This window comes from Rufibacter latericius, assembly GCF_003721515.1.
Taxonomy (GTDB): Bacteria; Bacteroidota; Bacteroidia; order Cytophagales; family Hymenobacteraceae; genus Nibribacter; species Nibribacter latericius.
The window spans coordinates 275,329-292,660 of record NZ_RJJD01000005.1; the positions used below are offsets into that span (position 1 = coordinate 275,329).

15 protein-coding genes are annotated in these 17,332 nt (G+C 51.9%); 6 read left to right on the forward strand and 9 right to left on the reverse strand.

Features of this window, described 5'->3' with window-relative positions; all coding sequences use genetic code 11:
- Positions 1-24 precede the first annotated feature (24 nt).
- Positions 25-1,290 carry a DUF1501 domain-containing protein gene (locus EFB08_RS10755; protein WP_123126948.1) on the forward strand — a complete coding sequence of 422 codons (1,266 nt, stop codon included), beginning with the start codon at positions 25-27 and terminating at the stop codon, positions 1,288-1,290.
- 204 nt (positions 1,291-1,494) lie between these two features.
- Here the strand turns inward: EFB08_RS10755 and EFB08_RS10760 are convergent, their stop codons facing one another.
- Entirely contained in the window at positions 1,495-1,908 is a 414-nt protein-coding gene (locus EFB08_RS10760; protein ID WP_123126949.1) for a hypothetical protein, read from the reverse strand.
- Positions 1,909-1,956: 48 nt separating this feature from the next.
- On the opposite strand from EFB08_RS10760, the gene EFB08_RS10765 reads away from it, so the two are divergent.
- Positions 1,957-2,340, forward strand: a complete 384-nt coding sequence (locus EFB08_RS10765) for a RidA family protein (protein WP_123126950.1) — start codon at positions 1,957-1,959, stop codon at positions 2,338-2,340.
- A 136-nt stretch (positions 2,341-2,476) separates the two neighbouring features.
- Here the strand turns inward: EFB08_RS10765 and EFB08_RS10770 are convergent, their stop codons facing one another.
- A complete protein-coding gene (locus EFB08_RS10770; RefSeq protein ID WP_123127059.1) occupies positions 2,477-3,445 on the reverse strand; it encodes a YihY/virulence factor BrkB family protein in 969 nt (322 codons plus the stop codon).
- 208 nt (positions 3,446-3,653) lie between these two features.
- Here EFB08_RS10770 and gltX point away from each other — a divergent pair, with 208 nt between their 5' ends.
- The 3 genes from gltX (at position 3,654) to EFB08_RS10785 (ending at position 6,567) form a co-directional block, all read left to right on the forward strand.
- Positions 3,654-5,192 carry a glutamate--tRNA ligase gene (gene gltX / locus EFB08_RS10775; RefSeq protein ID WP_123127060.1) on the forward strand — a complete coding sequence of 513 codons (1,539 nt, stop codon included), beginning with the start codon at positions 3,654-3,656 and terminating at the stop codon, positions 5,190-5,192.
- A gap of 233 nt (positions 5,193-5,425) precedes the next feature.
- Positions 5,426-5,791 (forward strand): hypothetical protein, encoded by a 366-nt coding sequence (locus EFB08_RS23690; RefSeq protein WP_193553966.1) that lies wholly within the window; start codon positions 5,426-5,428, stop codon positions 5,789-5,791.
- A 14-nt stretch (positions 5,792-5,805) separates the two neighbouring features.
- Positions 5,806-6,567: a TIGR00266 family protein gene (locus tag EFB08_RS10785; RefSeq protein ID WP_123126951.1), complete on the forward strand. Its 762-nt coding sequence runs from the start codon at positions 5,806-5,808 to the stop codon at positions 6,565-6,567.
- Positions 6,568-6,645: 78 nt separating this feature from the next.
- On the opposite strand, the gene EFB08_RS10790 is transcribed toward EFB08_RS10785, so the two are convergent.
- The 4 genes from EFB08_RS10790 to lptB all read right to left on the reverse strand — a co-directional run bounded on the left by EFB08_RS10790 (position 6,646) and on the right by lptB (position 10,439).
- Positions 6,646-7,269 carry a c-type cytochrome gene (locus tag EFB08_RS10790; RefSeq protein WP_123126952.1) on the reverse strand — a complete coding sequence of 208 codons (624 nt, stop codon included), beginning with the start codon at positions 7,267-7,269 and terminating at the stop codon, positions 6,646-6,648.
- A gap of 522 nt (positions 7,270-7,791) precedes the next feature.
- Positions 7,792-9,279 (reverse strand): GH3 auxin-responsive promoter family protein, encoded by a 1,488-nt coding sequence (locus EFB08_RS10795; protein WP_123127061.1) that lies wholly within the window; start codon positions 9,277-9,279, stop codon positions 7,792-7,794.
- A 75-nt stretch (positions 9,280-9,354) separates the two neighbouring features.
- Positions 9,355-9,522 (reverse strand): hypothetical protein, encoded by a 168-nt coding sequence (locus EFB08_RS23480; protein ID WP_165864861.1) that lies wholly within the window; start codon positions 9,520-9,522, stop codon positions 9,355-9,357.
- 185 nt (positions 9,523-9,707) lie between these two features.
- Positions 9,708-10,439 carry an LPS export ABC transporter ATP-binding protein gene (gene lptB / locus EFB08_RS10800; protein ID WP_123126953.1) on the reverse strand — a complete coding sequence of 244 codons (732 nt, stop codon included), beginning with the start codon at positions 10,437-10,439 and terminating at the stop codon, positions 9,708-9,710.
- Between the two features lie 182 nt (positions 10,440-10,621).
- Between lptB and EFB08_RS10805 the strand changes: the two genes are divergently transcribed.
- Entirely contained in the window at positions 10,622-11,380 is a 759-nt protein-coding gene (locus tag EFB08_RS10805; protein WP_123126954.1) for a glycoside hydrolase family 25 protein, read from the forward strand.
- A 77-nt stretch (positions 11,381-11,457) separates the two neighbouring features.
- Here the strand turns inward: EFB08_RS10805 and EFB08_RS10810 are convergent, their stop codons facing one another.
- The 3 genes from EFB08_RS10810 to recJ form a co-directional block, all read right to left on the reverse strand.
- Positions 11,458-11,820, reverse strand: coding sequence for a spore germination protein GerW family protein (locus EFB08_RS10810; RefSeq protein WP_123126955.1), 363 nt, complete (start codon positions 11,818-11,820; stop codon positions 11,458-11,460).
- Between the two features lie 158 nt (positions 11,821-11,978).
- Entirely contained in the window at positions 11,979-14,900 is a 2,922-nt protein-coding gene (locus EFB08_RS10815) for a S9 family peptidase (protein ID WP_123126956.1), read from the reverse strand.
- A gap of 520 nt (positions 14,901-15,420) precedes the next feature.
- On the reverse strand, positions 15,421-17,130 hold the full coding sequence (gene recJ, locus EFB08_RS10820; RefSeq protein WP_123126957.1) for a single-stranded-DNA-specific exonuclease RecJ: 1,710 nt from the start codon (positions 17,128-17,130) through the stop codon (positions 15,421-15,423).
- Positions 17,131-17,332 lie beyond the last annotated feature (202 nt).

Sequence of the window (17,332 nt, forward strand, 5' to 3'; positions counted from 1 at the left end):
GTTTTAAAGCCAAATGAGAGCAAGATGACTACCAGAAGAGGATTTCTAAAATCAGGGGCTTTGGCGCTTTTCGCAGCGGGGTTGGGCGGCGTGCCCAACTTTCTGGCGCAGGCGGCGGGTAGCAACAAACTGGCGTTGCCGTACAAGAAAAACAAGATTCTGGTCTGCATCTTCCAAAGGGGCGCCATGGACGGCTTAATGGCGGTTACTCCGTTCACCGATGAACACCTGAAAGAGGCTCGTCCCAGTTTGTTCATGACTGCTGCCCAGACTTCGGCCAATCCCTTGCTGGACCTAGACGGGCGTTTCGGGCTGCACCCGGCCATGCGGTCTTTTGAGCCTTTGTTCCGGGAGAAGCGCCTGGCCATTGTACATGGCATGGGATCGCCCAACCCTACCCGTTCCCACTTCGATGCGCAGGATTACATGGAAACGGGCACTCCCTTTGACAAAGGCACCGCCAGCGGATGGCTCAACCGGGCCGTTGGCTTACTGGGTCACGAGGCCACCCCGTTCCAAGCGGTCAGCCTCACCTCCTCGCTACCGCGCTCCTTCTATGGCGACCATGCCGCTATTGCCATCAGCAACCTGCAGGACTTCGGGGTGCAGATGCGCGGGAACGAGAAAGCTGCGATGGTGGCCTCTAAGAACTTTGAGGACCTCTACGACCAAACCTCTTCCTCGCTGCTGAACAAAACCGGCAAAGAAAGCTTCGAGGCCGTGAAGATGCTGCAGAAAATCGATTCCAAGAACTACATCCCAGCCAACAACGCCGTGTACCCAAATAGCGCCTTAGGGAAATCACTAAAGCAGATTGCGCAGATGATCAAGATGGATGTGGGTTTGGAAGTGGCTTTCGCCGAGTCGGGCGGTTGGGACACGCATTATAACCAGGGTACGTCCAATGGTACATTTGCCCGAAACGTGAATGACCTGAGCCAAAGCATCACCGCTTTTTGGACAGATCTGGACGCCTACCAGGATGACGTGAACGTAATGACGATGACCGAGTTTGGCCGCACCGTGCACCAGAACGGCAGCAACGGCACCGACCATGGTCGAGGTTCCTGCCTGTTCGTCTTGGGCAATGACGTGAACGGTGGCCTCGTGCACGGATACGTGCCGCCACTGGTCAAAGAAAACCTGGAAGACGGCCGCGACCTGCCCGTCACCACCGATTTCCGGAGCATTTTCAGCGAAGTAGCCGGGAAACACCTGAACATCAAAAACGACAAAGTTCTGTTCCCTGACTTTACAGGTGAAAAAATAGGCGTCATGCGCCAAAGCTGATTTCAAAGTCAGACGCCGCAACTTGTTAAAAACAGAAAGGACAGCTTTACGGCTGTCCTTTCTGTTTCAAGCTCGTTTTTGGGAAAGTGGCCAAAAAGCTTCTAGGCAATGCGTGCGCACACGAGCTGCAAGCTCGCGCCAGTGAGAGGCTATTGAAAGCTATTCTGTTTTGAGACTATTTTCGCTGAAAGAGGCTGTAAACTGCTATTTGGGATTCTTTACCAATTGATATAGCGAGGCCAGGAACACGAAAGCCTTGTCTACTGGTCGTTGAGAATCTTCTCGGAGGGTAACTACTTCCAGGACCTCGCGGTTGATCAGGGGCTGACCTATGAAACCTGCTAAGTGGAAGTTGAGCGGCGTGTACGCTTGAGTGAATTCTGTCAAATTCACATTATTGGCGTTGAAGAATACGGTAAGTTTCTCGCCTTTGCCTTGCTGATTGTATTGGGCCAAGCGCTCTGGTTGCTCATGCAACAACAAATCAATCACCAGATCCGCTTGCGGAAGCCACGCCTTCAATTCTGCGGGGTCTTGTAAGTGTAGGTAGGCTCTGTTATAGAATTTCAGGCTTACCTCTGCCTCTTGCTCCTGGGTGGCCAAAACCAATGTGTTCATATTTCTGTACCTTTAAGCCTGTAAAGATACAGATTAACCATTTTGCATATGGCAACCAACATCATAGAAAGCAAATCTGCTCCGGCTCCTATCGGGCCGTACAGCCAGGCCGTCATGGCAGGCAACACCTTGTATATCTCCGGGCAGATCGCGCTGGACCAAGCCTCGGGGCAACTGGTGCAAGGCGATATCCAGACCGAGACGCACCAAGTCATGAAGAACCTCCAGTACATTCTGCAGGAAGCGGGCATGGACTTCAGCAACGTAGTTAAGTGCAGCATCTTCGTGAAGGACCTCGGCAACTTCGGGGCGATTAACGAGACATACGGAAGCTATTTCACCAGCAGTCCACCGGCCCGCGAAACCGTAGAGGTAAGCCGCCTACCCAAAGACGTGAATGTGGAAATCTCCTGCATCGCAGTGAAATTCTAATGAGTGATGGAGAGATTGAATGGATGAGAGAATGGAATTGGAAGAGTTCGGCAGATGTATTTCAAGGCAGTTTTCAGAAATTCCAGCTAAAAACAGATTCTCCTTTTATTGCGTCAGCAATCATTCAATCTCCCAATCAATCCTCTTCCCCTTTGGCTTTGGCCTCGTTAGGCCCGGGCTCTGCGTTGAGGGGCGCCTTTCCTAGTTCTATTTCCCTGTTTTCCACTCGTACCGCATAAGTAGACGGATAGATATTTGCGCCATAGCGCCGGGCATACACCAGGGTGAACTGAGCGCCCAGGAATATAATCTGCGAAGAATAGAATACCCATACCAACACTACAATCACAGAACCAGCGGCGCCATAAATACTGGAGAAGTCACTGTTGCCCAGGTAAAGCCCAATTAAGGATTTACCCAGGGCAAAAAGAAGAGCTGTCACCAGAGACCCTACCCACACGTCTTTCCACTTAATTTTAGCATCTGGCAGGTATTTGTAAATAAGGGCAAACAGGAACGTGACTACGGCAGTAGACACCAGAAAATTGGTGACCTGCGTCAGGTGCAGCAGCGAGGGGTCTATCTTATTGGCCAGGTAAGAGGTCACAACCACCAAAATAGCGTTCACAATCAAACTCACCAACAGCAGAAAAACAATCCCCAGGATCATCGCGAAGGACAATAACCGGTCCAGCAGAATCTTAAGGTACTCGTTCTTGGGCTTCGGCTTTACGCCCCAGATCTGGTTCAAGGACTCCTGCAAAGACACAAACACCCCGGTAGCCCCCACCAACAGCGTAAAAACCCCTATCACGGTGGCCATGGTAAAATCTGCGGACTGATGGATGCTCTCCACCATTTCCTGGATGTCGGAGGCGCCTTTGCTGCCCATGAGTTCCCGCAGTTGCGTATACACTTCGCCCTGCACCGCCTCACGGCCAAAAACAGCCCCAGCCGTGTTGATCATGATAATAAGGATAGGCGGTAGCGCGAAGATGGTGTAATAGGCCAATGCCGCCCCTTTCTGAAAGGAGTTGTTGTCCATGAAATCAAACCAGACCTCCTTGATGATGCACCAGCCTTCAACGAATATCTTCTTGAACATAGACCAGATTTTCCCCTTCATACGAAATTTCGGGCGCAGGTATTCAAACTTCTTCGGGGCCAGCGGTTTACCCATGCATAGAAGCCGGACCCTTTCCCTTCTTTGCCGTACAAGAATAATGCGAACAAACGTGAGGTTTTAAGGGCAAAATTTCAAGAACGATTTGAAATAGCGTACTTTTGCACCTCGATTGACATACCTATACAACATGGAAAGAGAAGTACGAGTACGCTTTGCCCCTAGCCCCACCGGACCGCTGCACATTGGCGGGGTGCGCACTGCGCTGTATAATTACCTTTTTGCTAAAAAGATGGGCGGTAAAATGATACTGCGCATTGAAGATACTGACCAAACCCGCTTTGTGCCCGGCGCCGAGCAATACATTTTTGACTCTCTGGAGTGGTGCGGCATCACGCTAGACGAAAGCCCGGTGCACGGCGGTCCGCATGCCCCTTACCGCCAGTCTGAGCGCAAGCCCATGTACATGGACTACGCCCTGCAACTGGTAAACGCCGGCCACGCTTACTATGCCTTTGACACCGCCGAGGAACTGGAAGAGATGCGTGAGCGCCTCAAGGCTGCCAAGGTAGCCACCCCGCAATACAACGCCATCACCCGCGCCACCATGAAGAACTCCCTCACCCTACCAGAGGATGAGGTAAAGCGCCGTTTGGAAAGCGGAGATCCGTACGTGATCCGTCTGAAAGTGCCTCGCAAAGAAGAGGTTCGTCTTAAAGACTTGATCAGAGGCTGGGTAATGGTGCATTCCTCGGCCATTGATGACAAAGTTTTGATGAAGTCTGACGGCATGCCTACCTATCACTTGGCTAACATCGTGGATGACCACCTCATGGGAATCACCCACGTAATCAGAGGTGAGGAGTGGTTGCCAAGCGCCCCGCTGCACGTGTTGCTGTACCGCTACTTCGGTTGGGAAGACACCATGCCGGAATTCGCTCACTTACCGCTGCTGTTGAAACCAGATGGTAACGGTAAACTGAGCAAGCGTGATGGCGACAAACTAGGCTTCCCGGTATTCCCACTGAACTGGGTAGATCCAGTAACCGGCGAGAAGTCAAGCGGCTACCGCGAGGCCGGTTACCTGCCAGATGGTTTCGTGAACTTCCTGGCCTTCTTGGGGTGGAACCCAGGTACACAGCAAGAGATCTTCTCTATGGAAGAACTCATTGAGGCCTTCAGCATTGAGCGCATCGGGAAATCCGGTACCCGTTTCGATATCCAGAAAGCTCGTTGGTACAATGAGCAGTACCTGCGTGCCAAGCCAGATGCTGAGTTAGCCCAGTACCTGTTGGCTGCCCTGCCGGAGCAAGGCATTACCTGTTCTGAAGAGCGCGCCGAGAAGATCGTTGGCCTCATGAAAGAGCGCGTGACCTTCCCGCAGGATTTCTGGAAAGAGGCGTCTTACTTCTTCGTGGCTCCTACGCAGTACAATGAGCAGGTAGCTGCCAAGAAATGGTCGGCTGCGGCCGCTGGTGCCTTTGAGCAGTTCAGAAACGAACTTGCTTCTCTGCCAGAGTTCAACGCTGATTCTGTGAAAGCCTTGTTGCTACAGGTTCTGGAGCGCAATGGCCTGAAGATCGGGCAAGTGATGCAGGCGCTGCGTATTGCTTTGACCGGCGTAGAGGCTGGCCCAGACTTAATGGCCATTATTGAGATCATCGGGCGCGAAGAGACTGAGAGCCGCATTGACGCCGCTTTGACCAAGCTTGCCCAGTACGCTGCCTAATACAGGTTTTCTGCCCAGGCAGAGAAATAAATTTATCCGGTTTCGGGGCCGTTTTCTGTAAAACAGCCCCGAAACGTTTTTAGGAACCAAGTTAAATCCGCCGTCATAAACAAGCCCCAGATGCTTGCTTATGACGGCGGATTCTTTTTAATTCGTTTATCCTTCTGCCAGATTTCCCGTTTGTAGTAAAAGCAACTGGCCCGGCGGCTTGCCTGGGCGTAAACTTTACTACTATGGCAAAGAAGAAAGCAGACAAGGACAAACCAGAGAATAAACCGGAGAAAAAAGCAAAGGTACACCCTGAGCTGGAAGGCTTCGAGATCAAGATCAACCCCCTTGGGGATATTACCTCTAACTTCAACATTGACCAGCTCAATTCTTTCCTGGACCGAAACGTCTCAGATAAGAAACTGGTAGGTGACCAGGGCAAGAAACGCGCGACGGAGGAAGACGAGGAGTACCCTATTGAGGAAACCGTGGATGAGGAAGAGAACGAGGAGGATTTCTTCAAAAAAGGGCCATTGTTAGACGATGACACCGATGACGACATTGCCCCTAAAGGCGAGAAACCATCGGACCCTAAGCCGAAGAAAAAATAAACCTAAACCCTCATATGACATCCCACGAAGTAGATTACCGCATTCACGGCTCAGACATTCAGGTGCTGGAAGTAGAACTGGACCCGCAGGAAACCGTGATTGCCGAGGCCGGTGCCATGGTCTTCATGGAAGACGGCATCCAGTTTGAAACCAAAATGGGCGATGGCTCCAACCCTGCCTCGGGCTTCTTAGGGAAGCTGGTGCAGATGGGCAGCCGCGCTATCACCGGCGAGTCGCTGTTCATGACGCACTTTACCCATCGTGGGTATGGCAAAGCCAAAGTAGGCTTCTCGGCTCCTTATCCCGGTACCATCATGCCTATCAACCTGGCCGAGTTTCCGCAGGGATTAATTGTGCAGAAAGACGGTTTCCTGGCCGCGGCGCTGGGCACCAGAATTGCTTTGCACTTTAACCAACGTCTGGGGGCAGGCTTCTTCGGGGGCGAGGGCTTCATCATGCAACGCCTCACCGGCGATGGACTGGCCTTCATCCACGCGGGCGGTACCGTAATTGAGCGGCACCTGCACAACGAGACCTTGCGCGTTGACACGGGCTGCGTAGTGGCCTATGAAGCCGGAATTGATTTTGATATTCAGCGGGCGGGCGGGCTGCGTTCCATGGTCTTCGGAGGTGAAGGTCTGTTCCTGGCCACGCTCAGGGGCACCGGCCGCGTCTGGATCCAGTCCATGCCAGTGAAGAAGCTGATCCAGGCCTTGATGCCGAACGGCGGAAACGCCAACAAAGAAGGAGGTTTGCTGAGCAGCTTCCTGGAGTAGATTTTCTTTGTAGAAATATTTTAGACGAAAAGGGAGAAGGCACTTGTGTCTTCTCCCTTTTCGTTTTCAGCTTGGGACCTAGGCTGCGGGCGGAAGAGGTGCCGGCACCACGTTCTTCACGGGTTTTATAGACTTGAGGTACGTAAAGATGGCCTCTATGTCTTCGTCCTTCATCTTACTGTAGTGAGGCCAAGGCATGGGCGGAAGTATTTGCCTGGTGTTGTCCATGCCTTTGTATTTCCCTTCGCGCAGCGCTTTCTTGAAGTTATCCAGTGTCCAGTTACCAATACCGGTGGGGTCTGGTGTTAGGTTCGCCGAAAAAGAAGTACCCCAGGGCCCTACTGCCGCCGTATTATTCATACTGAAAAGCACCCATCCGTTTTTTCCCGCACCTGCAGGCATAGGCGGAAGTTTTTCGGATGCCGGGTGCCCAGACAAAAACCGATCAGGGTCTGGCGTCATGGGCGGTATTTTATCTGTTGGTGCCAGTTTGGGCGAATGACAATCACTGCAGGCCCCAATAGTAACCAAATACTCGCCCCGCTCTTTCAATGCTTCCTGGCTCAAAGCCACCTGCGGCTGCGTGGATGATTCGGTGACGGCACTAACAAGACCGGCCTCAGCCGTTTTGTTTTCCTGGGGTTTGCTCTCACAGCTATAGAAAAAAGCGGCTGTGCAAAGAAGGATAAGAAGTCTTTTCATGGCTTTTAAAGGTTAAAGTTGGAGAAACGAATAGGTACAGCCGCATGGAAGTTCCTTAGCCGGAACTATGTTCTGAGCTTCTAAGCAAGAAATTACTGGAGTTAATGGGGGACTTTCCTGATGAACCGAAATGGTCTCTCCGGCCATTAATAATGCCGGGACTTTGGGTCTTCTATTCTTCGGCAGCGAGCCTAAAGTGATTTTAAAGGCATATTTCGGCCTTTAACTGAAGCGCGATATTGTTCTTGAATGAACCTGAGTGGAATAAAGGTAAGATATTTATGTATTTATACAAATTAACCATGTATAAATACTATCTGCCAAAAGCTTCTACCTTGACTTAAAATGAAACCTACTTTTTTGAACTAATCGATTGTTCCTTTTTAGGTGTGTTTTTCTGAAATCAGGTAAAATCCAACAGCTAAGCGGGTAGAATCATGGACGTGCCATTTCGGCCCTGCTTTTAGGAAAACAGGCGCTAAACGCTGGTCTTAAAAAAATGAATAGAAAGTTGGCCTCTGATTACGAAAGATGGTTTACCGCCAGAATCTCTTCCAAGTATTCCCGGTTATTCGCCAAGCGAGGCACTTTATGCTGACCGCCCAGCTTGCCTTTGTGCTGGAGCCAGTTCAGGAAGGAACCGGATGGGGCCACGGTAATCAGCGGAGCCTGCAAGGCGAGGTCTTTCTGACGCTTGGCATCGTAATCTGAGTTCACGGTGCGCAGGGTCTGGTCCAGAACCTCGGTGAACTGCTCTATGCTGGAAGGTTGCTGAGAGAATTCTATGACCCATTGGTGCCCACCTTTGCTCTTGCCCTCAAAGTACACCGGAGCGGCCGTAAAGTTGGTGATAGTGGCCCCAGTAGCTTCGCAAGCCTTGGTAATAGCCGTCTCTGCGTTCTCTACCACCACCTCTTCACCGAAGGCATTGATGAAATGCTTCGTGCGGCCAGATATCTTGATACGGTACGGAGCCAACGAGGTGAATTTAACGGTATCGCCAATCTTGTAACGCCACAGCCCGGCATTGGTAGAGATAATTAAGGCGTAGTTCTTGCCTAGTTCCACCTGATCCAAGGTAAGCACTCTTGGATTCTCCTGATCAGCTTCTTCCATCGGGATGAACTCGTAGAACACCCCGTAATCCAGCATCAGAAGCATCTCGTCTTTGAGGCTGGGCTCATCCTGTATCCCGAAGAACCCTTCTGAGGCATTGTAGACCTCCAGGTAATTCATCTTCTCTGACGGAATAATATGCCGGAACAACTCACGATACGGCCCAAAAGCAACGGCGCCATGGGTGAACAGTTCCAAGTTGGGCCACACCTCCATGATGTCTTTTGCACCTGTTTCCTCTAAAATACGGTTTAACAACACATAGGTCCAGGTGGGCACGCCCGAGAGGCTGGTCACGTTTTCTTTGACGGTGATCTCCACCATCTTCTCAATCTTCTCTTCCCACTTGTCCATGAGCGCCACTTTTAGGGGAGGCGTCCGCATGGCTTCGGCCCAGATAGGCAGATTTTGCATAATCACCGCCGAGACGTCGCCGCAACGGGTATCTGAGTTGAATTCGTTGGGGTGGTGGCTGCCGCCGATGGAGAGACCTTTGCCGGAGAATACTTTGGTGTCTGGGTAGTTGTTCACGTAAATGGACAGCATGTCTTTGCCTCCTTTGTAATGACATTCTTCCAGCGCTTCAGGGGTAACGGGAATGAACTTGCTGCGGGCGTTGGTGGTACCCGATGACTTAGCGAACCACTCCACCTTGCTGGGCCAAAGCACATTTTGCTCGCCGCGCATCACGCGTTCAATGTACGGGTACAGGTCTTCATAGGCGCAGATAGGCACCCGCTCCTGGAACTCCCGAACGCTCAGTTTGTCTGAGTAACCGTATTTCTGACCCCACTCGGTATTTTTGGCCGTAGCGATGAGATTGGTGAACAATTCGTTCTGAACATCGTGCGGGTACTTCCGGAAAAGGTCTATCTGATGGATCCTCTTCTTCATTACCCACGTCACAAGCGAATTGATTATCTCCACTATCTAATTGTTGATTGTTAGTTGTTGATTGTTTTCTTCTGCTTACGTTTTCAGGTTGTCATTAGTCAATTCGATGAGGCTATTGATCAATAGAGGCAACCGCGGTAAGCCTTGGAATATGTGCTTGTACTGCTCATCGGGTAATAGGTTTCTGATTTTGGCGCTTTCACTCAGGAAACCACTTATCCCTTCTTTTCCCCTCACTGTCATCCTGAAAGGTTCCTGTGGCCGGACTAAAAAGCTTTGCTTAAGCGTCGCTACCGTTCGCTCACAAGTTCCTTTCGGGATGACAAAGAGCGAAGGAGTTTACAAGAGGCAATTGATGCCTGTGTTATAAACAGACCAAAGTACCTACTGACCACAGACGCTGGCTTTATACCAAGACCAACAACCAATTACACTTTACGCTTCAGCTCGAAGTGCTTGCCCAAATACACGCGGCGCACTTGCTCATCGGCGGCTAACTCTTCGGCGGAGCCGGCTTTCAGGATTTTGCCCTCAAAAAGCAGGTAAGCACGGTCTACGATGGAAAGCGTCTCGTTCACGTTGTGGTCGGTGATGAGAATGCCGATGTTCTTGGTCTTTAGCTTGGCCACGATGGTCTGGATCTCTTCTACCGCAATAGGGTCTACCCCGGCAAACGGCTCATCCAGCAACACAAACGAGGGGTCTACGGCCAGGGCACGGGCAATCTCGGTACGGCGGCGTTCTCCCCCGGAGAGTACCACGCCTTTGTTTTTGCGCACGTGCGTGAGCGAGAACTCCTCCAGTAATTCTTCTACCTTCTCACGGCGCTCCTGCTTCGTCTTATCCGTCATCTCCAGCACCGACATGATGTTCTCCTCCACTGTCAGGTCCCGGAACACCGATGCTTCCTGCGCCAGATAGCCTACCCCTTTTTTGGCACGGCGGTACATGGGCAATTCGGTGATGTCTTCCTGGTCCAGGAAAATACGTCCGGAGTTGGGTTTCACCAGCCCTACAATCATGTAGAAAGAAGTGGTTTTCCCGGCGCCGTTTGGCCCCAGAAGCCCAACAATCTCGCCTTGGTTTACCTCAACGCTCACATCGTTTACTACCGTGCGAGACTTGTATTTTTTGAACAGGTTTTCGGAACGTAAAATCATTGCCTAAAATTAAGGAATAAACCTTAGATGTGGTACGGTAACGTGAAAGAGCTTCGGCTACGTACATCCTGCAAGGAAGGTTATAGACATGAGTATAACTTTTCAAACAAAGTGCTTGACACATAGGGATATTCCTTGCGGAAGCTGTCTTTTAGCTGTAACTTTTACTCCTTCTTTCACCCATGCGTTTATCCTCTATGTATTCCTTCGTGAAGAAAGCTGTTCGTCGCTCTGCGGTGGCGATTGCCTTGTTTACTTTCTGCGTAGCGTTGCTGAGTGCCGGCTCCGGTCCTTCGTCCTTTTTGCATGGCATTGATGTGTCACGGTACCAGAAGGAAGTAGATTGGAAACATGTGAAGGAATCCAACATCAACTTCGCCTTTGTGAAAGCCACCGAGGGCGATTTCCTGAAAGACCCTTATTTTGACCGCAACTGGGAACACAGCCGCCAGCATGGCATTAAACGCGGCGCCTACCATTATTATTTGCCCTGGGTAAACGTAGACCAACAGATAGAGCTGTTCAAGAAAACTGTTACGCTGCAGCCCGGCGATCTGGCTCCTGTTCTGGATGTGGAAACATTTGCCCAGGATGTGCCTGATGCTCAAATGCGCAACGATATCCGCCTGTGGCTTACTTCCATTGAAAAGCATTATGGCGTAAAACCCATCATTTATACTTACCAGAAATTTTACGACCTCAAGCTACGGGGCCACTTCCCGGGATATCATTTCTGGATTGCCCGCTATCAAAACGAGGAGCCTTCTACCCACCCCAAAGACAAGATGGCTTTCTGGCAGTATTCTGAAAAAGGCATCGTAAAAGGAATTGAGGCACCGGTAGACGTGAATTGGTTCTACGGCGATCTGGAAGCTCTGAGTGCCTACTGCGTACCGGCTGCCAAGGCCGCCCCTACCGAAGCCCTGGCCCAATCCAACTGATTTCCTGCCCCTTTTCTCAAAACAGGCCTAAAACGGCCCGCCCTAACGACCTAACATCTGGACGTACTCCGAAACGGTTACTTCCGCCGGCGGGAAAACAACCACCCTATCGCTAAACCAAGGGCAGTTCCTAAAAGGAAGGTCTGCGGCGAAGTCACCGGTACAAATCGGGTAGTCTTCTCGGTGATTTCAAAGATACCTTTGGGCACGGCGTAAACCCCTCCGCCGGCACCCGCCCCTTCCCCATCTGCGTCCTCCGCCTTCCTACCCTGTCCATATCCGCCGCCTAGCCCCATGGCTATTTGAGCAACGGTAATTATGGTTTTCCCCTGGGTTTCTATGGGTTCCCCGAATAGGTTTTTGATGGAAGCATTCTGGGCGAGGCTATCTGCAACAGCTGCCCCAATAGTCTTATCTTCTGAAATACTGTCAGGTATCATCTTGTCTTCATCAGTTTTCCTGGGTTTACTGTCTGTTGCGTCAAAGGTTCTCTGCCTGTCTGGCTTAAGTCTGGTCTGTGCTTCTTACAAACAAAAAGCCCTACCACTTCTCAGCAGTAGGGCTTTGGGGCCATTTTTAAGAAACTGGCTTCTAAACGCTACTTGATGGAAGCAGGCTGGGTGGTTGCAGAAGTAGCTGGTTGCTGACCAGGCGTTGGGGTAGCAACAGCAGGCTCCTCAATCAACTCCAGACCGTATTCTTTGCCTTTCACCAGTGTTGGTACGCCTTTCTTCATCCAGGCAGGTTCTGGGGCTCCTTTCAGGTAATGATCGAAAAACTGCGACATGCGCACTGAGAGGTCTTTGCGGTTCTTGCGCTGCACCAAGTTGTGGGCCTCGCCGTTGTACACCAGAAGCCAAACCGGTTTGTTCAGGCGGCGCAGCGCCATGAACATCTCAATGCCCTGGTACCAAGGAACGGCACCGTCATTATCGTTGGCCATCATCATGAGCGGTGTCTCTACTTTGGGAACGAAGAACAGCGGCGAGTTCTCAATGTATTGGAAAGGTTTCTCCCACAGCGTTCCGCCGATGCGGCTCTGCGTGCGCTCATACTGGAACTGACGGCTCATGCCCGTCTCCCACCTGATTCCGCCGTAGGCGCTGGTCATGTTGCTCACCGGCGCGCCGGCCATGGCGGCTTTAAACATATTGGTACGCGTCACCAGGTAAGCCACCTGGTAACCGCCCCAGCTCTGGCCCTGCAAAGCCATGTTCTTCTCGTTCACGAATCCTTTGGCTACCAGGCTCTGCACACCCGGAATGATGCTGTGGTAAGCACTCTCGCCGGGATAACCGTCTTTGTAGATAATATCGGGCACAAACACCAAATACCCCTGGCTCACAAACAGCGGAATATTGATAGTAGAAGCACTTGGAGCGGGTGCCCGGTAGTTGTGCAGGGTCTCGGCGTTGCGCTCATAGAAATACACCAGCATCGGGTACTTTTTCTTCGGGTCGAAGTTCTCTGGTTTGAACAGGAGGCCTTCCAACGGCACCCCGTCGTCTGAGCGCCAGTTGACCAGTTCCACGCTTCCCCAGAGGTACTCGCTCTGCTGCGGATTGGCATTGCTGATCTTCTGCGGCGCGTTTAAGCTGGTATTGGTCACCCACACATCGGAATACTCCCTGAAATTGGCCCTCCGGAAGATCAGACGATCGCTGTTCCTGGCTTTGCGCACGCCTGTAAAGCTGTACGGTTCCATGAACACTTTCTGCGGGGCTCCGGTTTTCGTCACGTAATCGGTGTAGAAGCCGGCATCTTTGGTCTTCAGGTTCAGGGTACGCAGTAGTAACTTGTCTTCTGAGGGCACCACGCGTTGACTTGGATTCAGGCTTACATACCGGAACTGCAAATTATTCTGTCGGCCGTACCCATCGGTGATGTTCACGGCAGCGGCTTTGCCGGATGGGTCCAGGCGCCAAAGGTCATAGCGGTCGTTCACCAGCAGGTACTGGTCGTCTCTGGTCCAGCCGGTGAGGCCGTATTCCTCGGGGAGAGTAGGCATGTCGTTCTGCTCATCATAGAAGGCAATTTTCAGCTTCTTGGTCAGGTTCACCGGATTGCCGCCTTTCACAGACATGGCTTTCCAGGAACTGTCTGCTGGCTCGTACCAGTACAGGTATTTGCCGCCCGGCGATAACCGTGGCGTGCCGCGGGTGTCTTTCACGGCAAGTTTGCGGCTTCCGTCTTTCAGGTCAATCAACCAGGCATCCTGCCGTGATGGGGTGTCATAGCCTATGCTCAGAAGATAGTTCACGCTGCTGCTTCCCACGGCGACATCGGCGGTACGCCCGGGGTTCAAGGCCACATCTGGGATCTCCAGCGTTGCCAATTGCACCATTTTCTTGCCTTTGAGGTCGTACACCGCCAGGAAAGAGCGTTTCTGTTCGCGCTCCAGTTGTTTCAACTGCATGGGTTGGATCAACGGATCGCGGTAGGTCCAGACATCCAGGCTTACTTTTTCTTCCTCCAGCTTGGTGGTGTCTTTCTCGTACTGCGTAGGCCGCGGGAACGTCCCGAAGAACAGGCGGTCGCCTTTGTCTGAAAAACCTAGTTGGGCGTGCTCGCTCACCATCCACTTGGCCGGCATCCCCTTAAAAGCGGTATCGGCGATGACGCGGGCTTGGTTATCTTTGGCGGTCCAGTGCAGCAACTGGAAGTAGCGGATGTCCTTGCCCGCGCTGTCTTTGCTGGACACGAAGGCCAACTGATCGCCGTCTTTATCTGCGACCAGGTTCTTATAGGTAACCCGACCGCTGTCTACCGGCATGGTTTTGCGGGCTGCCATGTTGAAGGAGAACACCCCTCCTTTACTCAGTGAATCTTTCGCTGCCTTCACGAAGAACAGCCGGTTGCCTTTGTCTGAGAACAGGAAATCGGTGACACGATCGAAGCGATATTCCTGGCCGGTTGGCAGGTGGCGCAACACCAGTTCAGTGCCGTCTTCCTTTTTACCGGTGCCGCCATTAGAGGCTTTTGCAGTTGTTTTAGCGGCGGCCGGAGCCGAGGTTTTAGTAGTGTCTTTAGCTCCTTTGGTGGCCAGCGGCGCCTCCATTTGGTAGGCCAGCCACTCGCCGTTCTGCTTGGGTAGTTTGTAGGATTTCACCCGCGCCACGTACTGCGTGTTGCCTTTGCCCAGGTCCAGGATGACCAGGGAATCTTTGGGCATTTCCTCCGGTTTCTTTTTCTTCAGTTTGGCCTGGCGGGTAGCGGCGTAGGTAGGTTTAACCTGGAAAATGGCGAAGCGGCTATCAGAGGTAAAGGCGCTGCGGTACCCGCGCGGAAACGTCTTGCCTGAGTTCTGGCTGAGGTCTCTCAAGTGCAGCACGCCGTCGCCTTCCTGCGGATTCACCGCATACAACAGGTAATTTCCATCGTTGGAAAGTGAATCGGCTTCTACGCTTTTCCAGAGGTCATAGACGTCATGGGTCAATACTTTTTTGGCGGGCGTCTGCGCTTGTACCGTCAACGCTCCTGCACTCAACAAGAGCCCGGCCAAAAGGAATTTGGGTTTCATGATAGGGGAAGTAGTTAGGTAGTGTATGTACCTCTAAAAATACACTATCTACCCCTATCATGCGAAATTATCCACAGGTAAATGCTGGTTTAGGCCCATTTAGAAGAAATTAGCCCTGAAACGATAACCTACCCATGCCTCTTCAAGAAGGGAGATTTCCACAATGCGTTGGGAAGTAGGTGAGCCGCAATTTTGGTTGTTGGTGAAAACACCAACAACGGCGGGGTTCTCCGTTGGCAGTACCGTTTGCTCAAAAGACCTCGCAGTGTCTGGAGGTCCTTCGAGTTCTGCGCCAATGGAAGGAAATGTAGGGGCAATCTCTTGTGGTGGCCCTAAACAGCAGCCCGCTCAACTGGATATCTTGTGAAATAAGCTACAAATTGGAATGGTCGGGCTGAAAATTTGCGCCCTAAGTCAGGAGGAACGGCAATGGGTAACCACAAGGGATTGCCCCTTCAGGATTCTTGTTTTAAGCCTGATGGTAGGAAAACAAGCTTAAAACAACAGAATACAGGTTTGTCTATTCCGCAAAGCGGATGTCTTTGATGCGCAGTTGCAGGGTCACATTGCCCCGGAAAACGTTCTCCTCAATGCAGTAGCAGACATCGAATGGAATGCCTTTTTGGATCCGCGGATAGTACTCGGCCATCCCGAAGGCGATGGCGTCAAAGAAGGTTTCTCCGTCTTGGGTGAGGCGAAGCTTGAGGTGGGCATCTCCTACCACTCTCGCTGATCCGGTGTCATACACACAGGTGCTCATGAACACGGGTGCCATGTTCCCTGGACCGAAGGGCTCCATCTGTTTGAGGATGTTGAAGAACCCGGGTCTGATCTGATAAAGCTCTAACGGCATGTCAATCTCCACCATGGGTACCAATTGCTCCTCCAGAATAGTATCAGTCACGATTTGCTCAAAACGCTCCCGAAACGCCGGTACGTTTTCCACCGGCAAGGTGAGCCCGGCGGCGTACATGTGCCCTCCGAACTGATCCAGCAGATCAGAACACGCCAGGATAGCCTGGTGCACATCAAAGCCATGGACCGAGCGGGCAGAACCCGTAGCTTTCCCGTTCGATTCGGTGAGGATGATGGTAGGTCGATAGTATTTCTCAATGCAGCGCGAAGCCACAATGCCCACTACGCCTTTGTGCCAGGTTTCCTTGAACAAGACCGTGGAGCGGGCACTGCGCAGGAAATCATCGTCTTCAATCATCTGCAGGGCCTCTTTGGTGATGCTGGTGTCATGACCGCGGCGCTCAGAGTTGGAGACGTTAATCTTCTGCACCTTGTCAAAAGCTTCTTCCTTGGTCTTGGCCAGCAGCATGGCCACCGATCGTTTGGCATCGCCCATGCGGCCGGCGGCGTTGATGCGCGGCGCAAACCCGAAAACGATTTGGGTAATATCCAGCTCACTCCGCAACTCGGCCAGTTCCTTCAATGCCTGCAAACCCGGACGTAATACGCCAGTGTTCAGCCGCTGCAGCCCGTGGTAGGCGAGTATGCGGTTTTCGCCCGTGATAGGCACAATATCAGCGGCGATGCTCACCACCACCAGATCCAGTAATTGAAAAAGAGGTTCCTCGTCAAAGCCCTGTTGCTGGCAGAACGCCTGCATGAACTTGAAGCCTACGCCGCAGCCGGCCAGTTCTTTGTACGGGTACGGGCAATCGGCACGTTTGGCGTCCAGTACGGCTACCGCCTGGGGCAATTCATCATCGGGTAAGTGGTGGTCGCAGATGATGAAGTCAATGCCTTTGGTGTTGGCGTACGCGATCTTGTCAATGGATTTCACACCACAATCCAAGGAGATGATCAAGCTATAGCCGTTCTCCTGGGCCCAGTCAATGCCTTGGAAGGAGATCCCATACCCTTCTGAGTAGCGGTCCGGAATGTAGTAGTCAATCCGACCTTCGAAATAGGTCTGCAGGAAGCCGTAGACCAGCGCCACAGAGGTAGTGCCATCTACGTCATAGTCGCCGTAGATGAGGATGCGTTCCTGGCGGTGCAAAGCCTCCACCAACCGGTCCACGGCTTTGTCCATGTCCTTGAGCAGAAACGGGTCATGCAGGTTATCCAGCGAAGGACGGAAAAAAGCTTTGGCCTCGTCAAAGGTGCATATTCCGCGCTGGCAGAGAATGCCCGCCAGCGTGGGGCCCATGTTCAGGCTATTGGCAAGATTCTGTACTTTTGCGGCGTCCGGCGCGTCCTTTACTACCCATCGTTTCTGCATCGGTTGTTGCTGCGGCTTGGTCTGTGAAATGAGGTCACAAAAATACGAAATCTGTGAGAGAACCCGGCACTCGTTTCGGTACCTTGGTGTTTTTAAACGACAGAACCTGTTTTACTAGCGTTGATCCCGTGAAAAGATTAAAAGAGTTTTACCACAAATACAAAGATTACGGCCTGGTAGACGGCCTTATGTATTTGTCTTT